Genomic DNA, 16,239 nt, shown 5'->3' with positions numbered 1-16,239 from the left:
GGGACCCTGCATCATACTCCATGCTCATGGCGCATCTCCTTTCTGACATTGCGCGGGGGAGACGCGCCATCCCCACACGGGGACTCGCACGCCTCCCCCGCATGGGGTGAATGGGTGATTGAGATCAAGCAGCCTGGAGCAGTTCCGCCTGTTCCACCGGCTGCCGCTGCATGGCCATGTCCTCCAGCGACCTCAAGTCCGCCTGGTAGCGCAAGGCCCCTGCAGGGTCCGCTTGCATCGCCTTGCGGATGACCTCGTCTGTGAATCGGTACAGGTCCCTCCACACCTCTGGGGATAGGCTCTGCAGCGCCAGCGCCGCGCCCAGGATCCGAAGCGCGTCTTCGGTCTGCCCCTGTTGGAGCAGCGCTTCCGCCCGTGTCCGGGCTTCCCCAGCCTGGCGTTCTTCAATCCGCCGGGCCAGTTCATCTAGCATCTCCCGCTGCGACATCGGTGTGGGCCGCTCCACGTCGTCCGGGTTCACCTTGTCCAGGGCTTGTGCGATCCCCTTGGACTTGCGGTACACGAGGTCTAGCATGTCCATGTCCATAGACCGGTTCGTCAGCACCGTGTACGCCGTTACCGGATACCGCTGGCTCGGACGGTACACCCGCTTGATCGCCTGCGCAATCTGCGACGGCGACCAGTCCACGTCTGCAACCAGAACGTCTATGGGGTACCGCGGACTGGTCAGGGTCAACCCGACGTTGCCGCACAACAACCCCATGACGACGATCCGAGGCGAGTCCTCCATACGGAAGGCTCGCAAGACCCTGGTCCGCTTGGACGGAGGCGTCGTGTGGGTCAGCGGGATCGGCGCGACGTTGTATGCAGCCAACCGGTTGACCAGTTCCTGGGCGGCGGGGTTCAGGCCGGTGAAGATGACCAGTTTCCTCCCCTCCGCGACGCACGTCGCAGCCACCCTCTCTATCGCCTCCAGTTTGGGCCAGGTGTTGAGTTCCGGCCACGCCTCCTCCGGGTACTCCATCGCAAAGCACGAGGGCACCGTCGCCGCCCGCCGGGCCGCCCACATCAGCGCCGAGAAACTCCCCAGGTCAAACACCTCGCCCCGGCGCTCCCGTTCCAGTTGTTGCCGGTACAGGTGCAGAAACTTGTCCTCCACCCAGCGGATCACCTGCAACTGTTCTGGACTCGGCTCCACAGCCACCTCCCGCTCGGTGAACGTCGGCAGCCGGATCGCCTCGGCCACCATGGGGTCTTCGTTGGCCCGCCGGATCATCAAGGTATCCGTGATACGCCAAAACAACTCGGCATTCTTGATCCGCTCCGCTTCCTGCACCTTGCGTCGCTTCCCCGTCCTCATGGTCTTCTCCACCCAGAAGGCGAAAGCGTCCATGAAGGCCTTCTGGCTCCCCCGCTCCATCGGAAACGGGAACAGGATTCGCCCCAGGTCCCCTGCGAACAGGAACTGCCCCTGCCGGCAGAAGTCCTGCACGAATCCCATGATCGGGGTCCCGCCCAGCGCCAGTTTGTACTTCGCGCCCCTCAGCGCCAGCATCGCGTCGCCTCGCAGCGTGCCCGCGTTCTTGACGAAGTGCGCCTCGTCCAGCACGACCATGTCGTACCCGCCGTGGGCGGCATGTTTGTAGTACGGCGCCACCCACTGCCGACCCGACAGACCGCAGTCGGCGCAGTAGTGCCCGTTCCACCGACCACTCCCGCACCGGGGGCACAGATCCTCCATGCCGCGCTTCCACGGCACGACCTTCCGCACCTCCTGCCTATACTTCGCGCAGTCGGGATTCTGGCACCGCGCGTACCGATCCGTCGGCTGGTGACAGACGTAGCATAGCCCTGTGCCGCACTCCTTGTTGTCGCAGCGCTCGCCCGTGACCACGCTCCCGCATTGCGGACACACGACAGGGTCCAACTGCGTCGGCTTCGGCTTGTTCGCCAAACGCGTGTAACTGGTGATGTGCACCGGCGCAGGATGGCTCATGTCCGAGGGTCCCCGCACCAGCACAAAGTCCTTGCCTTCCACCAGTCCCACCGCACGGCATTCGTCCGCCCAAGCCATGTCCAGCACCGACCCCGGCGGCACGACGAACAGCGTCTTGAACGGGTGAGCCTCGTGGTTTCGGGTGCCCGACGGGGAGCGTTCCAGTTCGGCCTTCCGATCCAGGTACCGCGCCAACGCCACCGCCAGGCTGGTCCTCGTCTTGCCAAGCCCCGGCGTGTACGACAGGTACGTGGATTCGGTCATGCAGATCAGCGCAGCGTCGTGCGCCTGGTACTCATACAGCTCTATCCCCGTCTCCGCGACCCGGTCCCGCCACATCCAGTATCGCTCTTCGTACGCTTCCACCGTCGGCAAGTGCTCCAGGATAGGCGTGCCCTTCAGCGCTTTCCGCGCTTCTTCCAGGGCCTCGGCGATCCCTTCCGCCGACTCCGGCCGGGGGATCAACTGCCACGCCAGCCGGCGCCGCAGATGAGTCAGCGCAGATTCCACCTCCCTTGGGGCATCCGGTTGGAGCCCCACGGCCTGCAGGCGTTGCAACCGCCCGCTCCGTTCGCTCCATCCCACCGGCAGCCACTGCTCGCCGCCCATGATCGCTTCAGGCAGCGTGATGGCGTACCCCGTGGCCCCCACCGTCTCCAGCAGCTTCAGGGCATCCACGATGCTCTGGGGCTCCACAGCCAGGAGTCTGCCCGAACGCCTGAGGACAAGTCCGGGTCCCGCCGTCCGGACGGGCAGCAAGGAGAGGTCGCTCTTCTTGGAGGCCGACTTCCTTGCGGTCTTTTGCACCCGTTGCAGCCCTCCCGGGCGCTGCCATCCGACGCGGATGCCATACTGCGCGGCGAGGCTTTTCTGCGCCTCCAGGAGCCTCGCCCGCAGCGCTTCCCGGGCTTCAGCCGTCAGGTCCGGCACATCGCCCAGGGTGCGCAGGTGCCGCTTCACAGTTTGGGCCACCACGCGGGCCACGGACTCGGGCTTGGGCTTCCTCCGGCCCTTGCCTGGCTTGTGCGCCAGGACGGCTTCAATGGCCCCGCACCTCTCGCTGGCGCACGTCATGCACCAGTACTCGTCCACGCCGATGGCGCAGACGCCATGAACCACTTCCAGCCCCACCGAATCCGTGTGAAGCACCCGCGCCTCGTTCAGTAAGACGCCCCGCTTCCACTTCAGGGGCGACAGCACCCTCCACGGACTCGCCGTCTCTCTGGGACGCGCAGGCTCCACACCTGTGCGCTCCGGCCTGCGCTCCAGGCTCCACGCGTAGGGTTGCACCACCCGCTGGAACCAGGGGGTATCCTTCCACGCCTGGAGCGTCGTCGTGTTGAGATCTTCAAACGTTCGGGGCGCAGCCCTGAACTCCGGGTAGTGCACCGGTTGTTGACCTGCAGCGAATGCGGGCCGCTTCTGGAGCAGCCACGCCACACAGGGCCACCGAGTCCCGGGGTCTTCGTCGCCAGACCGCGGCAGCGCGATCCGCGCCATCTCCACGCACTGCGCCAGCATCCACTCGCGCCACTTGCGCAGGTCATCGCGCTCCAGCGCCGTCTCCGGCACCACCAAGCCGATGAACCCGCCTGCCTTGACCGCCCGAACCTGCAGCTCGGTCGCCGCTTCCAGCGACAGGACGTGGCCCTTGTGCGCCGATGCCGATTCCAGGCCCGCCGTTCCCTCCACCGACCACGTGAGCCCGAACGGCGGGTTGCCCAGCGCGTACTCAAAGGCGTCTCGCGTCCGGTACTCCATGCAGTCCCCGTGGATCAGTTCCGCCCCGCCGGGCCAGTTCCGGTACGCAGCCCGGAGCAGGGTGAACGCTTCCGCCTGCAGTTCTACCGCGGTGATCCGCACCGTCGGGGGCAGGTAGGCGAACAGCCGTCCCGCTCCCGCGCAGTTGTCGTACACCGTGCCGCCCTCTATGGCCAGCGCCTCGGCGAAGAACTGCGCCACCGGCAAGGGCGTCAGATACTGCCCTAACGCTGCCTTGCTCTGCTGAAGGGCCGACATCGGCCCATACCTCTCCTCGTCCACCTCCACCAGCCCGCCCACGCCGGTGTACTTCCCCAGCAGAGCGAGCCGTTCTTCGTGGGAAAGAACCTCATCACGGCTGAGTATCTCCTGTGCCCTCGCCAACGCTTCGGCGTTGCGCCGGAGCCGCAGCGCCTTGACCGCTGCTGCAGGGCCTTCTGCGTTTACGTCTGCCACTTGTGTCCTCCTTCACGTTGGTGACGGGGGACAGGGCCTTCCCCCGCACGGGGGCCAACCTGTCCCCCGTCGGGGATTGTTCCTAACACGTTCTACTTGCTGAACCCAAGGTTCCGTTCCCGAAGCGATACCCAGCGCCCCTGCCCGATGACCAGGTGGTCCATGACCTCTATCCCCAGCATCGCACCCACCTCCACCGCCTGCCGCGTGATCTGCACGTCTTCAGGCGAAGGTGTCGGGTCCCCGCTGGGATGGTTGTGCGCCACCAGGATGGAGGGCGCGTTGCGGCGAATCGCCTCGCGGAACACCTCGGCCAGACGCACCTCGGTGCGGTTGACGCAGCCCTGGTACACCAGCACGTCCGCCAGCACGCGGCTGCGCGTGTCCAGCACCAGCACGCGCAGCGTCTCCTGCTCCTGCAGGCTCATCGTCGGCAGCAGAAGGCTCGCGGCGTCCGCCGGACAACGAATCTGCATCGACTCGCCGGCCGGAAGCGCGGCTAGCCGACGGCCCAGTTCCAGCGCCGCCTGGATCCGCGCCCCGGAGGCCGAGCCCAGCCCCCGAACCTCGGCCAACTCGGCCAGGTTCGCCCGGGCCAGGCTCGCCAGGTCGCCGAAGTGCGCAAGTACGTCCCGGCCTAGCGACTCGGACGCGCCGAGGATCAGTTCGATCAGCTCGGCGTTGCTGAGGGCGGCAGGACCGACATGTTGCAGGCGGTACAGCGGCTGCTCGACCAGCGGGAGTTCGCGCAACTGGAGCCGCGCGGGTTCAGCAGGGGCCCAGAGGCTCATCTGTCGGGCGTCCATGGTCACCCCCGTCACGGTGTTCTGGGACAGGGATGACGCCCCGACAGGGGATCGTCACCCCTGTCGGGTGGATAGACGATGGGTTAAGAGCAAAATGCGATACGTTACCTCCTTTCTTGGGTTTGAGATGGTTCAGGCGAATACACGGTCCAATGCGTCACAGGGTTTCGGGGCGTCACAGGACTCCAGGGCGTCACGGGAAACCAATCTTGCCGCAATGATTGGCGGCAGGATATCTGAGGGAAGGGGCGGTCTCCCCTTCCCTCCCTTTGTTTACGCTGCCCGCCTCAGCGGCGCCTTTTCCATCGCTTCGGCCACCGCGCGAAGGTCATCCTCACTCAGGTCGCCGAAGGCCTTGCCCATCTTCCGGGCCGCAGCCTCCTCGCTCCGCGCCGCGTCCCAGCCGAATTTCTCCCGGCCCAGCCGGTGAATCTCCGCGACCCAGTCCACCGAAGGCTCGCCCATCCCCTGCGCCAGCATCGCCTTCAATTCTCCAATGGCCTCGCTGGCTTCGCCTTTCGTTACCTCATCCAACGCGTGGCCCAGATGCGCTTCCAAATCCAGTACCCCGGCCCGCGCGGCCAGGTCCTCCAGATACCGACGCTGGGCTGCCGTCATCGGCGCGTCCGGGTCTCGGATGGCTACCGCCGAGGCTGTGCCCGTCTCCACGGCCGCGCTGACGCCTCGCCCGCTCAACCTGCGCTGGAGGGCGGCGGCCCGCTCGGCCCGTATGCCCTGGATGTGCGCACACAAGTACGCGTCCAGGTACGCCTCAACCTCCAGCAGCAGACGCAGCAGGTCGGCCACCGCGAAGCGGATGCGGACCCGCACTTCAGGCTCGCCTTGCGGCACGATGGCCCCCGTTTCGGTCAGGCGGCCGGGCCCGTTGACCACGGTGAGCCGCAGTGGAAATCGCGCGAACCGCCCGTCTTCCCCCGCGTCCCGCTCCAACCGCAGCACCCGGCTTTCCACCGCGCCGTCCCGCACACTCCCGCCAAAGCCCTCGTACTTCCCGCCCAGCAGGTCGTCAAACTGGCCACTCTTCAGCGCATGGATCACCAACCGCAGGTCCGACACGCTCCAGTACGCGACCGCTCGCCCCGTCTGCCCCCGGCCACGCTCGTACGTCGCCACCTCCACCCTGACCTTCCCGATGTCCAGGCAGTCGTACGCCGTGAAGAAGGCGCTCTGGGTGGCGTAGGTAACGATCTCCGGGTGCACCGGGAGTCCTCGCTCGTCCATGCCGCCCTCCTCACGCCGCCTTGGGTGGCGGGGGTTCACGCCTGCAGAACGGCAGGATGCGAGCAGATGGGTCCTCTTCCTCTACAGGGAGTTCAATGACCTTCGCGATGACCGTCTCCCCTGCGAAGAAGGCGCGCATCTCCTCCAGCGTGGACCACTCCACGATCGCAATCTTGACCGTCTTGTTCGGCCCCTTCGTCTCCATCGGGTTCCTCCTCTTGTTCTTGCGGGGAGGACGCCATCACCGCCGGAAGGGCGGCAGGTCGTCCGCCCCTCCGGCGGGTTCACGTTCAGGGATCCCCAGTATCTTGCGCGTTTCACCTCCTCATGTCGGCTAGATGGTGCTCGTCCGATGCATCGGAAATGCTCCTGCACACCTTCCTCATCACAGGCCTTGCCATCGCATCACGGGTGTCCATGGCGTCAAGGGAGTGCTATTCCAACACCAGCACGCCATGTGCGGCCGGTGAGGAAACCAAAAGAAAGAATCCTAGATGATTGCAGCGTATGAGCCCGGGATCGGACCGGGGCAGCCACCCCGCGGGACCCGGACTGTTTGGTAACGTGCCCCTGACCCAGGGAAACAAAAAGACGGCAAAGCACAAGCCTTGCCGTCACGGGTTGCGGGGAAGCCCCTTTCGTCCCCGCGCCTGAGTATTCGGTTACAGCGACAGCATACCACAAGTTGGGGGCGGTGTCAAATGCGGCGAGGCGAGTGTTATGTCAAGGCCCTGGCATGGCAAGAAGCGCGACGGGGTGCGAGGTCACCGCGAGCGCAGCGAGCCAGGCCGACAAGCGGCGAAGCCGAGCGCAGCCGGGCGAAGCCGTCAGGTGGATGCGCTTGTTAGGCGCACTTTGGAGTTTTAGGCTTGCCTTGCCACCTGCAACCGACACCAGGCATATAGCGCATCATACACATCAAATTGTCGGCTCAGATTCTCCGTATCATCAGGAAAGCGCAGACTGTAACCTACCGCAATGGCTTCCAGGCCAGGGGCTATCTCGTCCGTGTGTAGGTCTGCGTCTATGTCTGCCGCGTGTACGATTTTTGCCAGTCGAAGTAAGGCGGGGTCAGTTAGGCCGTAGTTTTCAATGATGCTCTCAAAAGAGCATTTTCCGTTCTTATGCCCAAGTTCCACATTAGGGGCATCGAAAGGAATTGCGCCCGTTTCTTTTGCCACTTGCTCCACCTGACTCTTTGGCACGAAAATAAACTCCGCGTCCGAGTCAACAAAACGGCTAATAAGCCACGGACACGCAACACGGTCTACGTGAACGTGTGAGCGAGTTACCCATTTCATAATCGTTTACTCCTTCTCTGCTGATTGCGTTTGTGTTACAGGAATTGCGGCACGGCCCAAGTCCTGACCGAAGAAGGCAAAGTAGAGCGTCCCTGCTAACCCAAAGCCGAAAGCGACCAGGAAGTTGGTTGCAGGAGATGTAATCGCGTTGAAGAAAGGCAAGAGCGTCTGTCCTATTCCAACAGTGTCTATGATGAGTTTTGCCGTTGAGGCGTCCCAGAGCAGCGCCCCGCCAAAAGCGGCGATGGATACGATAATATCGCGTATGAGGTAGTACACGCCAAACGTCGCCGCTTTTCTGCCGTCTGGGGCTAAATCCATTATCAGCGCTTTCCGTGTGGGTTCGCCAAATTCTTTCAGCCCCCGAATCACGAAAGCAATAGCCATTACCCAAAATGACTGCGCGACAAGCAAAATCAGCGGGAATATCGTGAAAAAGACAAACGTTGTCACTACAAACGGTTTCTTGGTGTTTTTGTCTGCCAGATACGCCACAGGGATATAGACCAGCATTGCCGTCACCATTTCGATAGTCGTCAATAAGCCAAATTGCAGCGGCGTAATCTTGTTGATACTGACACACCAGATGACGACAAATGCATAGGGGATTTGCTCGCAAAAACGTACCAGAATATCCGCTACCAGCAAGTTTCGCAAGGGCGCGCTGAGCAAGGTCAAGCCGTATGACTTTGAATCTTTCGCGGCAGGAGTTCGTTTTTCATCGGTAATCATGACCTGCTGGAGCATCAGCGACACACCAGCCAAGACAAAGGCGACGATAAACGCGAGGCGCACACCTTGCGTTTCCCCAAATGCTCCAATCAGCACACCGCCAATCACTGGTCCCAACGCCATCGGAATACGCCGAACAAGCGAGTGCAACGACACGCCCATTGTTCGTTTGTTCTTGGGCAAAACCGTTGCCACCATATCCATCGTGGCAGGCAATGAGATAGCCGTCCACGACACGAACAGGATAGCGCCCAGGATGACGGCTTGCCAGTTGGGTACAGCAATCACCACAACATAGCCCGCCATTGCCAGCAAATTGAACAGCAACAACGCACGTTTATAGCCCAGTTTGTCGCTGGCGTAACCACCTGGGAAAGAGTACAGGGCGCTGAGGAGATTGTCCAAGCCATTCAGCAAACCAATGGAGAACGCGCCGCCACCCAAAGCCATCAGGTAGAGTGGCAGAAATCGCTCTGCCATCTTTTCCCCTATCCCTACCAGTATTACCATCGCCAGTAGTGCTACGATGTTTTTCTTCAAGCCTAAAAAATCGGTTATTCGTTGGCGTGTCTTCACGATTTGCATATCAACATAAGAGATTCGTCTGACGCTGACAGCTTTGACGCGGTGCGCCTAACGACTCGCGCATCACCTGCGGCGAGCCGAGCGCAGCGCAGCGGCGTCAGGTGGATGCCCGTGTTGGGCTTCATCGGATTTACCGAGCAAAGAAAGAGCGAAGCAATTGGGTATACGTATCGGGCTCGTTGACATACGGGAAGTGTCCGACGGCATGGAGCGTGTGTACTTCCGCGGTAGGGTAGGTTGCTTTCAGTTGCTCCCGTAGAGCGACTTCCACGAGCGGGTCGTTGTCCGCCTCAATAATCATTACCGGAATTCCCAGCGCTTGGGGATCAGGTGGAATAAATGGTTCGATGACCGCCTTTGCACGAGCCACAACTTGAGCTTTACTCATCCTACCCGAGACCTGTTCCAGCATGTACGCCAGCACCAACTCAGAGTGACCAGCGGCTGGATAGATGGTCTCCACAAAGTTCTTGCGAAAGACGCCCATCACCACCCAATTGGGCAAGAAGGGCAGTATTCTGATCAGGGACTCGTTCTTTTGGCGTAGGATGTCATTAGGCGGAAATGTGTTGCCAAGAACCGCTTTCTCAATTCTTTCAGGATGACGGGCCATCAGGTACTGCGCCAGGTATCCGCCCAGGGAAGTGCCTACCACGTAGGTTTGCTGGACCCCCTCAGCATCCAGCACCGCCAATACCCCCTCACCGAGTTCATCTAGAGTTCCGGCCGGTGGATAGGTGAGGCTGATGACTCGATAGTCATCGGAGAGAGGCACCATCTGTTGCCACCAAATGTCGTAGGCGCCTGTCATCCCGTGCAGGAACAAGATGGCCTTCTCTCCACTCCCAAAAGCCACATATTCCCAATCTTTCCCGTTGACTTGCAAGTGTTTGGGAGGGTGTTGGCTACGAAAATCCAGGAGAGATTGACGATCCTGAGGTGATACTTTTTCCGAAAGTTCTGCGAAGCCTTTCTGAGGTACAGGCCATAAATACACTACGAGCAACAAGACCAAGAGAACGCCTAAAACAACAAGACCCTTTTTCTTTTTCATGGAAAGTGTCCTTTCTTGGCCGGTGAAGCCCAACGGCACCGAGCTCAGCCGCTGCTACCGAGCGCAGCGAGGGAGCAGTCGGCTGGAGCGAGTGGAATCGTTCCTGAGCACGCAGGGCAAGAAAGTTCGTCTGTCGCCGGCTGTAGTTTTAATCACATAAAAATCCGCAGGGCCAGGAATTCTATCCAGCGGCCAGGACACCGCATCCTTGAAGCCAGCCAGCACGACCCCGCCATCCGCCGTAAGGACCACCGAACGCAGATCGTCATTGTCGGGTCCACCCCAGGTGCGCGACCATAGCATCTCGCCCGCGCTATCCAGCCGCAGCATCCAAAAATTGTCAAACTTCATCTCCGCCGTCTGCTCAACCTGAGAATAGGCGGCCACCACGTAGCCGTCGTCGGGCATTTGCACGATGTCAAAGCCGCCGTCGTAGCGCCCGAAACTGGTGAAGATTTTCGTCCACGCCACATCGGCATTGGCATCCAGTTTGACGATCCAGGTGTCTTCGCTGGGAAACTTTTCTTGCATACTGGTTGCGCCCGTGATGACCGCACCGCCGTCGCGGGTGGGTTTGATCTTGTCGAACTTGTTCTTGAGACCCTCGTTGAAGGTCTGTTTCTTGAGGACGTCCCCATTGGCATCCATCACCAGGTAGGTGGCAAAGAGTTGCGGGGTCAGTAAATCACGGCAATTGGCTGTGCAACTCTTGGCCGTGAGGAGATAACGATCTGTCCCCCAGGCGATGAGCGAAGTGCCGCCATCCTCCGCGCCCAGATCGTAGGTTTTGCTCCAAATCATCCCGCCATCGGAGTCCAGCTTGACCAGCCAGACATCCCCGCCATCCTGAACGCCATACGAGCGGGTCGTGCCGATCATCAGAAAGTTGCCATCGGGCGTGGGGATCGTATCCACGGTAAAGTCATCTTGACTGCCGCCGAGGGTCTTTTCCCACACCACGCGGCCATCGGGGGCGATTTCCAACAGCCACGCCTGGTGGGCATTGGGGAAGACATATTTGCTCCCCGTGATCCAATAGTCGTTTCCTTTGAGGATGACCGAGGTCAGTACGTCCGCCCCATTGCCGCCGACCTGGCGCGTCCAGAGGAGATCGCCGCGCGCGTTGATTTTGATGATCCAGCCGTCCACATTGCAGCCGATGAGACAGGGAGTAGGTCCCGTTACGCCCACGACGACCAAATCGCCCTGGGGCGTTTCCATCACATCCGCGGCGAGATCCGCCCTCCCATTGTTGTCGAATTGTTTCTCCCAGGTGATGGGCTGGGAGGCGGGACCGGCACTTGGCGATGGCTGAGCAAGTGGGGTAAAAGTGAGGGTGAGAACAGGTGCAGTGGGAGTTTCCCCTCGTCTCGCTGATATTCTGGCGGCACATGCGCTTAACCCAAGGATCAATAAGATCAATACAGAGAACGCCTTGTGGAAGAAACCCAAATGGCCGGAAATTCGTTGTTCGCTCATGTCCTTTGCCCCCTGGTGGATTGTAACTCCAGGTGCCCAACTATTGATTCCAGGGAATCCGCCTTTGCCATTCTCACAAGGGTCTTGTACGGAATCCGTATAAGAGATTGGCACATGGCTACCGCCAGGTCCACCTTGCTCTGGAACGGGACGCCTTCCTGTTAGCACACCGCCTTCTGGCGGTATGGTAGAGTCTCTAAGGAGAATGTTCCCGCAGCCAGGCCCGGATCTCCCGGTGGGTTTCTTCCGCCAGCGGTTTGATCAGAAAAGCCCACCTGGCCCATACTCTGCCATCCGTGCGGACCCATTGCAGTTCAGCGGTGTCCTCTTCTTTCTCCACGACCCGGATGGTCTCCAACTGGCCCAGCGGTAGAACCGAAACGGACCACACCTGCCCCCGACAAACGCGACGGCGAACCACCTGATGCTGCGAGATGTCAAACTCAATTTCCGTCCGACATAGCCCGACAAGAAAAGCAAAGAGGAAAGCCGCCGCGCCGGCGCATCCAAAGACGATCAGCCCGGCCCATCCTAGGCGGGAAAAGGGCCCAAGCAAAATGACCAGCCAGGCTGCAACGCCAAAGATGGCGGCAACGACCGCCGCGGCCATTCTCTCCTTCGGGTCGGAAGTCAGCCGCAGGGTTGTGGAGGATTTGTCCAGAATACAGCCCAGGACGATGATAGACTCCATGTCGCTCTCTCTGTCGCACGCAGGGATGCGCGCACTGCCCCGGCAGAGCCAATTTTAGCCACGGGGGGCCGCCAGCGCAAGGGGCGACGATCACTTGATCCCAATGTAGAACATCACCCATCTTTCGTCCGAAAGGCGAATCACCGTCGGTCCGCCAACGCCGACGGGCTTCCCCTGCACCGTCAGGCGGACATTGGGTTCGCGCGCCCAGGTTCGCCCGCCGTCATCGGAAACAAAGGCCAGGAATTCGCCGCCCCCTACATACATCCGCACCCGCCCATCGGGCAAGACGAGCAGGTCCGGAATACCGCGGGCCTCCGCAACCTGCGCCGTCTGGTCAAACTGCACGCCGTCGGAGGAGCGATAGAGCCAAACGCCCTCCTGGCCGCGTGGGATTGCCAGCAGCCAGGTGCCCCCGGCACCGCGCCGCGCTGGACTCGCACGCCGTCGTCCAGCGTAAAGGTCATTCCGTCATCGCTGCTGGCGCTGATAATATCCCTGTGATTCAGGTACATCCGGTAACGGCCGTCCGGCAGGCGGATGACGTTGGGGTCCCAAATCTCATCGGCAGTCAGGCGGTAACCCTCTTCAACCGTATAGTTGATGCCGTCGGTGGAGAGGGCGCTGTAGACGGTCCGCTCCCGGAAAAAGTACATCCGCAGGCGGCCGTCGGGCAATTCCATCACGTCCGGATCGGCCGGCCCCGGCCCGCGCTGCTCCAGGCCGGTAAAGTTCACCACGCCCAGTTTCTCCCAGTGAATCCCATCAACGCTGCGAGCCACCCCCATGCGCTGGCCGCCGGGGACGGTGGGATCGGTGAAATCTACCCAATACGCCCAGTACACTCCCTGCGAGGTGTAAATGACCTCGGGCACGGAGGCTTTTTCGGCCAGCAATGTCCCCTCTGACCAGGTCAGACCATCCGGCGAGGCCGCGATATAGATGCGGTCTTCCTAGACGGGGAGGGGGTCGCCGGGTGAGCGGGTTGGCTCGCCCGACGCGGGTCGGGCTGGTTGTCCGCTTACCGTCGGCGAAGGGAGGGGCGGCCGCACCGGCGCGGTGGGGCTGGCAGGCCAGGCAGTGGAAGGGCCGCCTGATCCGCTGCAAGCCGTCAGCAACAGGACAGCAAGCAGGAGAAAGCAGTAGATTCGGATATGCACAGTGCCCTCCTGCTGGATAGATGGTTGGATACGGGTCACACCTCAGCGCATCATTGCCCGAACAGTTCCCGGGCATAGCGGGCGATCAGTTCTTCCAGGTGGCGATCGGTCGCCTCGGGAAGCATCCGCGGCGGGGCGGCGGGGTCGTAGGTCTGGTTGGGCGGGTTGTCGTTCAGGCGTACCCAGGGAACGCCACCCGCTACCGCCGCATTGACCATCTCCACCGCGTGGGTCACCACCGGCTGGGCGTGGTCGCGCTCGGACTGGATGCGCTGATACGGCACACGGATTTGGGCAATAAAGGTCGCCGCCTCGCGCTCGGACCAGAAGGCGTCGTCGGAGCAGGACGGCCAGCGGATGCGCCCCACCTGGCCGCGACAGTCGCCGGTGGTGTAGCGGCGATTCGCGGGGCCTTCCCAGTCTATCAGGAAACGCACGGGCAGGTCCGGATGGCGCGCCAGGGCGCCGCTGCCCATCGTGATGCCGTAAGAGTAGGTAACCAGGCCGATGCGGGATGCGTCCACGTCCGGCAGGGCCGCGGCAAAACGGATCACCGCCGCCAGCCCGTCCTGGTGAATGTGTCCGTTCAGATTCTCTTCTCCCTCGCTGCGGCCGCGCCCGTCGGGGTCAAAGAGGACGATGACAAAGCCGGCGTCGGCCAGCGCCTGAGCCTTGCCGGTACGGAGCAGGGCGCCGCCGTAATCGGTGCCGCCTGGGATCAGGACGAGGGCCGGGAGAGGGCCGGAGGCGTTCTGGGGCCGGACAATCTGGACGTACAGGCGCGCGTTGCTGGCGGGGTTGGTCACCCAGTACGTGTTCGGCGCGCCAGCCGATTCGGCGGGGGGCACGGTCGGCGTGGCCGAGGCCGGGGTGGAGGACGGGGGCGGCGTGGGCGGGGCCGTTCCGGAAGAGGCAGGCCCGCCCAATACCCACATCTCCACTTCCGCCGTCGTCATCCGGCCCACGTACAGGCGCCGCTGTGCCAAGTCCAGCGTAAAGGACTCGCCGATGCCGCTTGCCGGGCTGAGGGGCTGGGCCGCGCGCGCCTGGAGCGTGTCGCGGGCCAGCAGAACCAGGACATTCGTCTCCTGACCGTTGATCTCTTCCACGCCGACGGCCCAGTACGCGCCGGCCACCTCGTCCAGCGCCAGGACCTGTTGCCCGCGCGCCAGTCGGCGGCCGGTCGGCTGGCCGGTCTGAGCGGAAAGTTCAAAGGGGCCGAGGAAGAGCCGGTCGCGCCCGGCGTCCACGAAGAGGTTACCGGTGCCCGGCGCGCCCTGCATCGCCCGCCAGTCCAGGGAACGGAGGTCCTGATCGGCGCGCAGGGTGTATCCGGCAGCGTCGTAGACCGTCAGGCGGCGCTCATCCTTCCGGAAGGCATAGAGCAGGCCGGCGGCCTCGTTCACCGCCACCTGGAGTTGGCCGGGGCCGCCGCCCGTGTCGCCGGTGGGAAAGCCCGCCACTTCTATCTCGCCGATGGCCCGCCCGGCCTCCCAGTCCACAACGGCGATTTTGCCGAACTCGGGATAAGCCGCGTAAGCCCGGCGGTGCGCCGTGTCTACTGCCAGGTCAGGGAGGCGGTCGGTGGTGCCGCGCGGGAGGCCCAGGGGGATCGTCGCCAGCGGGGTGCGGGGAGAGGTCGCCTCGTAGACGGAGAGGGTGCTGTCCCAGGCGTTCAGGACGAACAGGCGCTCGCCGCCGGCGTCGGTGCGGATGGGGATGGGCCAGGTGCCGGCGGTGAAGGTCTCCCAGCCGCCGGTCGCCAGGTCGTAGACCAGCAGATAACTCCCGCCGAGGCGGCTGGTGAGGAAAACCCGCCGCCCGCCGTCGGCCGCGACCACCTGTTCCACCGCGTCGCCCAGGCGCAGCGGGGTCGCCGTGGCGTAGGAGGAGGCGTCTATGCGCCAGAGGACGGAGGCGTCGCCTTCGGGGATGTACAGTTGGCCGTTCGCGGCGTCCAGCGTCAGGCGATGGGGCTTGGCGCCGAAGGCGAGGTCGTGGAGCGTCCGGCCCGTGTTCAGGTCGTACACCTGCAGCCGACCGCCGATGGCCGCCACCTGGCCCTCGGAGGGACTCGCCAGCCAGAGGGCGATGAGGTGTCCCCGGACGGGGTCAAAGGCCAGGTCCTGGAGTTCGCCCACGCGCGGGAGGGAGAAGGCGCTCACTTCCTGGCCGGCAAGGTCCAGCACCTGGACGATGTGATCGGTGGCGACGACCAGGTGGGCGCGGGCGTCGTCGGTAGCCAGAAAGCGCGGGCGCTGTCCTGGCGGGGCGGTGTAGGGAATGGTCTTCACGACCCGGCCTGTTTCGGGGTCCAGGTGGAAGATTTCGCCGCCGCGCTGGGGCCTCAGGTTGAGGACGTAGAGCGCGTCGCCCTGGGCCGTGAGCGCGATGGGGCCGGCAGCGGCTTCCGGGGTAACCGCGTAGAGGGTCTCCAGCGTGCGCCCGTCCACGGCGCGGAAGGTCGGGGCGTCCGGGGTGGTCAGGTAGAGGCGGGCGCGGCCGGTATCCACGGCGACCCACCCGACGTGCTCCGGCAGGGACGCCGGGCCGGCCATTTCATTCGTGTTCAGGTTCAGGCGAAAGAGTTGGTGATGGGAATCGTCCAGAATGTAGAGATAGTTGGCGACGGGGTCCAGGTAGAGATAGCGGTAGGCAGAACCGTCAATGCCGGAATCCATGCCCAGCCACTGTGCGCTGGCTTGGTCCAGGATGGCGATCGGACGGGTGAGGATGCTGGCGACGTAGATGCGCCCGCGCTCAGAGTCTGCGGCAGCGGTGAAGAGTTTGAGGACGTTAGCGTCAGGAGCATGGCCCTGGAGGCGGGCAATGTTCAGGGTGGTCCAGAAGCAGGCCAGGTCGGCGCAGGCCGGCGGAGGCGGAAGCGCCAGAGATGGACCGGTGGTCAGGGTCGCTGTGGGCGGCGGGAGTGCGGCGGTGGGGAATGGCGTCGCGCCGGGTGCAGAGGCCCCCGGCGCTGGTGTCGGCGAGGGCGCGGGCGCGCAGGCCGACAAA

The 16,239-nt window shown here is 63.2% G+C and carries 12 protein-coding genes; all 12 read right to left on the bottom strand.

The features are described 5' to 3' along the window. Positions 1 to 124 precede the first annotated feature (124 nt). Positions 125 to 4,174, bottom strand: a complete 4,050-nt coding sequence (locus H5T65_11080) for a hypothetical protein (GenBank protein MBC7259780.1) — start codon at positions 4,172 to 4,174, stop codon at positions 125 to 127. Positions 4,175 to 4,266: 92 nt separating this feature from the next. Continuing rightward, on the bottom strand, positions 4,267 to 4,965 hold the full coding sequence (gene radC / locus H5T65_11075) for a DNA repair protein RadC (GenBank protein ID MBC7259779.1): 699 nt from the start codon (positions 4,963 to 4,965) through the stop codon (positions 4,267 to 4,269). Positions 4,966 to 5,253: 288 nt separating this feature from the next. After that, positions 5,254 to 6,222, bottom strand: coding sequence for a DUF3072 domain-containing protein (locus H5T65_11070; protein MBC7259778.1), 969 nt, complete (start codon positions 6,220 to 6,222; stop codon positions 5,254 to 5,256). Between the two features lie 10 nt (positions 6,223 to 6,232). Then, positions 6,233 to 6,427: a hypothetical protein gene (locus H5T65_11065; protein MBC7259777.1), complete on the bottom strand. Its 195-nt coding sequence runs from the start codon at positions 6,425 to 6,427 to the stop codon at positions 6,233 to 6,235. Between the two features lie 658 nt (positions 6,428 to 7,085). Then, positions 7,086 to 7,523, bottom strand: a complete 438-nt coding sequence (locus H5T65_11060; protein MBC7259776.1) for a chromate resistance protein — start codon at positions 7,521 to 7,523, stop codon at positions 7,086 to 7,088. A 6-nt stretch (positions 7,524 to 7,529) separates the two neighbouring features. Beyond that, the gene (locus H5T65_11055; protein MBC7259775.1) at positions 7,530 to 8,840 is read right to left on the bottom strand and encodes an MFS transporter; all 1,311 of its coding nucleotides are present in this window, start codon (positions 8,838 to 8,840) and stop codon (positions 7,530 to 7,532) included. A 130-nt stretch (positions 8,841 to 8,970) separates the two neighbouring features. Further along, positions 8,971 to 9,894, bottom strand: a complete 924-nt coding sequence (locus H5T65_11050) for an alpha/beta hydrolase (GenBank protein ID MBC7259774.1) — start codon at positions 9,892 to 9,894, stop codon at positions 8,971 to 8,973. Between the two features lie 54 nt (positions 9,895 to 9,948). Further along, on the bottom strand, positions 9,949 to 11,373 hold the full coding sequence (locus H5T65_11045; GenBank protein MBC7259773.1) for a hypothetical protein: 1,425 nt from the start codon (positions 11,371 to 11,373) through the stop codon (positions 9,949 to 9,951). Positions 11,374 to 11,569: 196 nt separating this feature from the next. After that, positions 11,570 to 12,064: a hypothetical protein gene (locus tag H5T65_11040; GenBank protein MBC7259772.1), complete on the bottom strand. Its 495-nt coding sequence runs from the start codon at positions 12,062 to 12,064 to the stop codon at positions 11,570 to 11,572. Positions 12,065 to 12,154: 90 nt separating this feature from the next. Then, on the bottom strand, positions 12,155 to 12,337 hold the full coding sequence (locus tag H5T65_11035; GenBank protein MBC7259771.1) for a hypothetical protein: 183 nt from the start codon (positions 12,335 to 12,337) through the stop codon (positions 12,155 to 12,157). Then, complete coding sequence (locus tag H5T65_11030) at positions 12,322 to 12,939, bottom strand: hypothetical protein (GenBank protein MBC7259770.1); 618 nt, start codon at positions 12,937 to 12,939, stop codon at positions 12,322 to 12,324. Before H5T65_11030 ends, H5T65_11035 begins: the two co-directional genes overlap by 16 nt. 335 nt (positions 12,940 to 13,274) lie before the next feature. Then, positions 13,275 to 16,239 (bottom strand): hypothetical protein (locus H5T65_11025; GenBank protein ID MBC7259769.1); only part of this gene is annotated, 2,965 nt, incomplete at its 5' end.

The sequence above is a fragment of the Chloroflexota bacterium genome (assembly GCA_014360805.1).
Lineage (GTDB): Bacteria > Chloroflexota > Anaerolineae > DTLA01 > DTLA01 > DTLA01.
The sequence above is the reverse complement of the archived record's forward strand: the minus strand, read 5'-3'. Positions and strand labels throughout refer to the sequence as shown.

Excerpts from the sequence above, each read along its gene's own strand:
- radC (MBC7259779.1), bottom strand. The coding sequence starts at position 4,965 with ATGAGCCTCTGGGCCCCTGCTGAACCCGCGCGGCTCCAGTTGCGCGAA.
- H5T65_11070 (MBC7259778.1), bottom strand. The coding sequence starts at position 6,222 with ATGGACGAGCGAGGACTCCCGGTGCACCCGGAGATCGTTACCTACGCC.
- H5T65_11065 (MBC7259777.1), bottom strand. The coding sequence starts at position 6,427 with ATGGAGACGAAGGGGCCGAACAAGACGGTCAAGATTGCGATCGTGGAG.
- H5T65_11060 (MBC7259776.1), bottom strand. The coding sequence starts at position 7,523 with ATGAAATGGGTAACTCGCTCACACGTTCACGTAGACCGTGTTGCGTGT.
- H5T65_11055 (MBC7259775.1), bottom strand. The coding sequence starts at position 8,840 with ATGCAAATCGTGAAGACACGCCAACGAATAACCGATTTTTTAGGCTTG.
- H5T65_11050 (MBC7259774.1), bottom strand. The coding sequence starts at position 9,894 with ATGAAAAAGAAAAAGGGTCTTGTTGTTTTAGGCGTTCTCTTGGTCTTG.
- H5T65_11045 (MBC7259773.1), bottom strand. The coding sequence starts at position 11,373 with ATGAGCGAACAACGAATTTCCGGCCATTTGGGTTTCTTCCACAAGGCG.
- H5T65_11040 (MBC7259772.1), bottom strand. The coding sequence starts at position 12,064 with ATGGAGTCTATCATCGTCCTGGGCTGTATTCTGGACAAATCCTCCACA.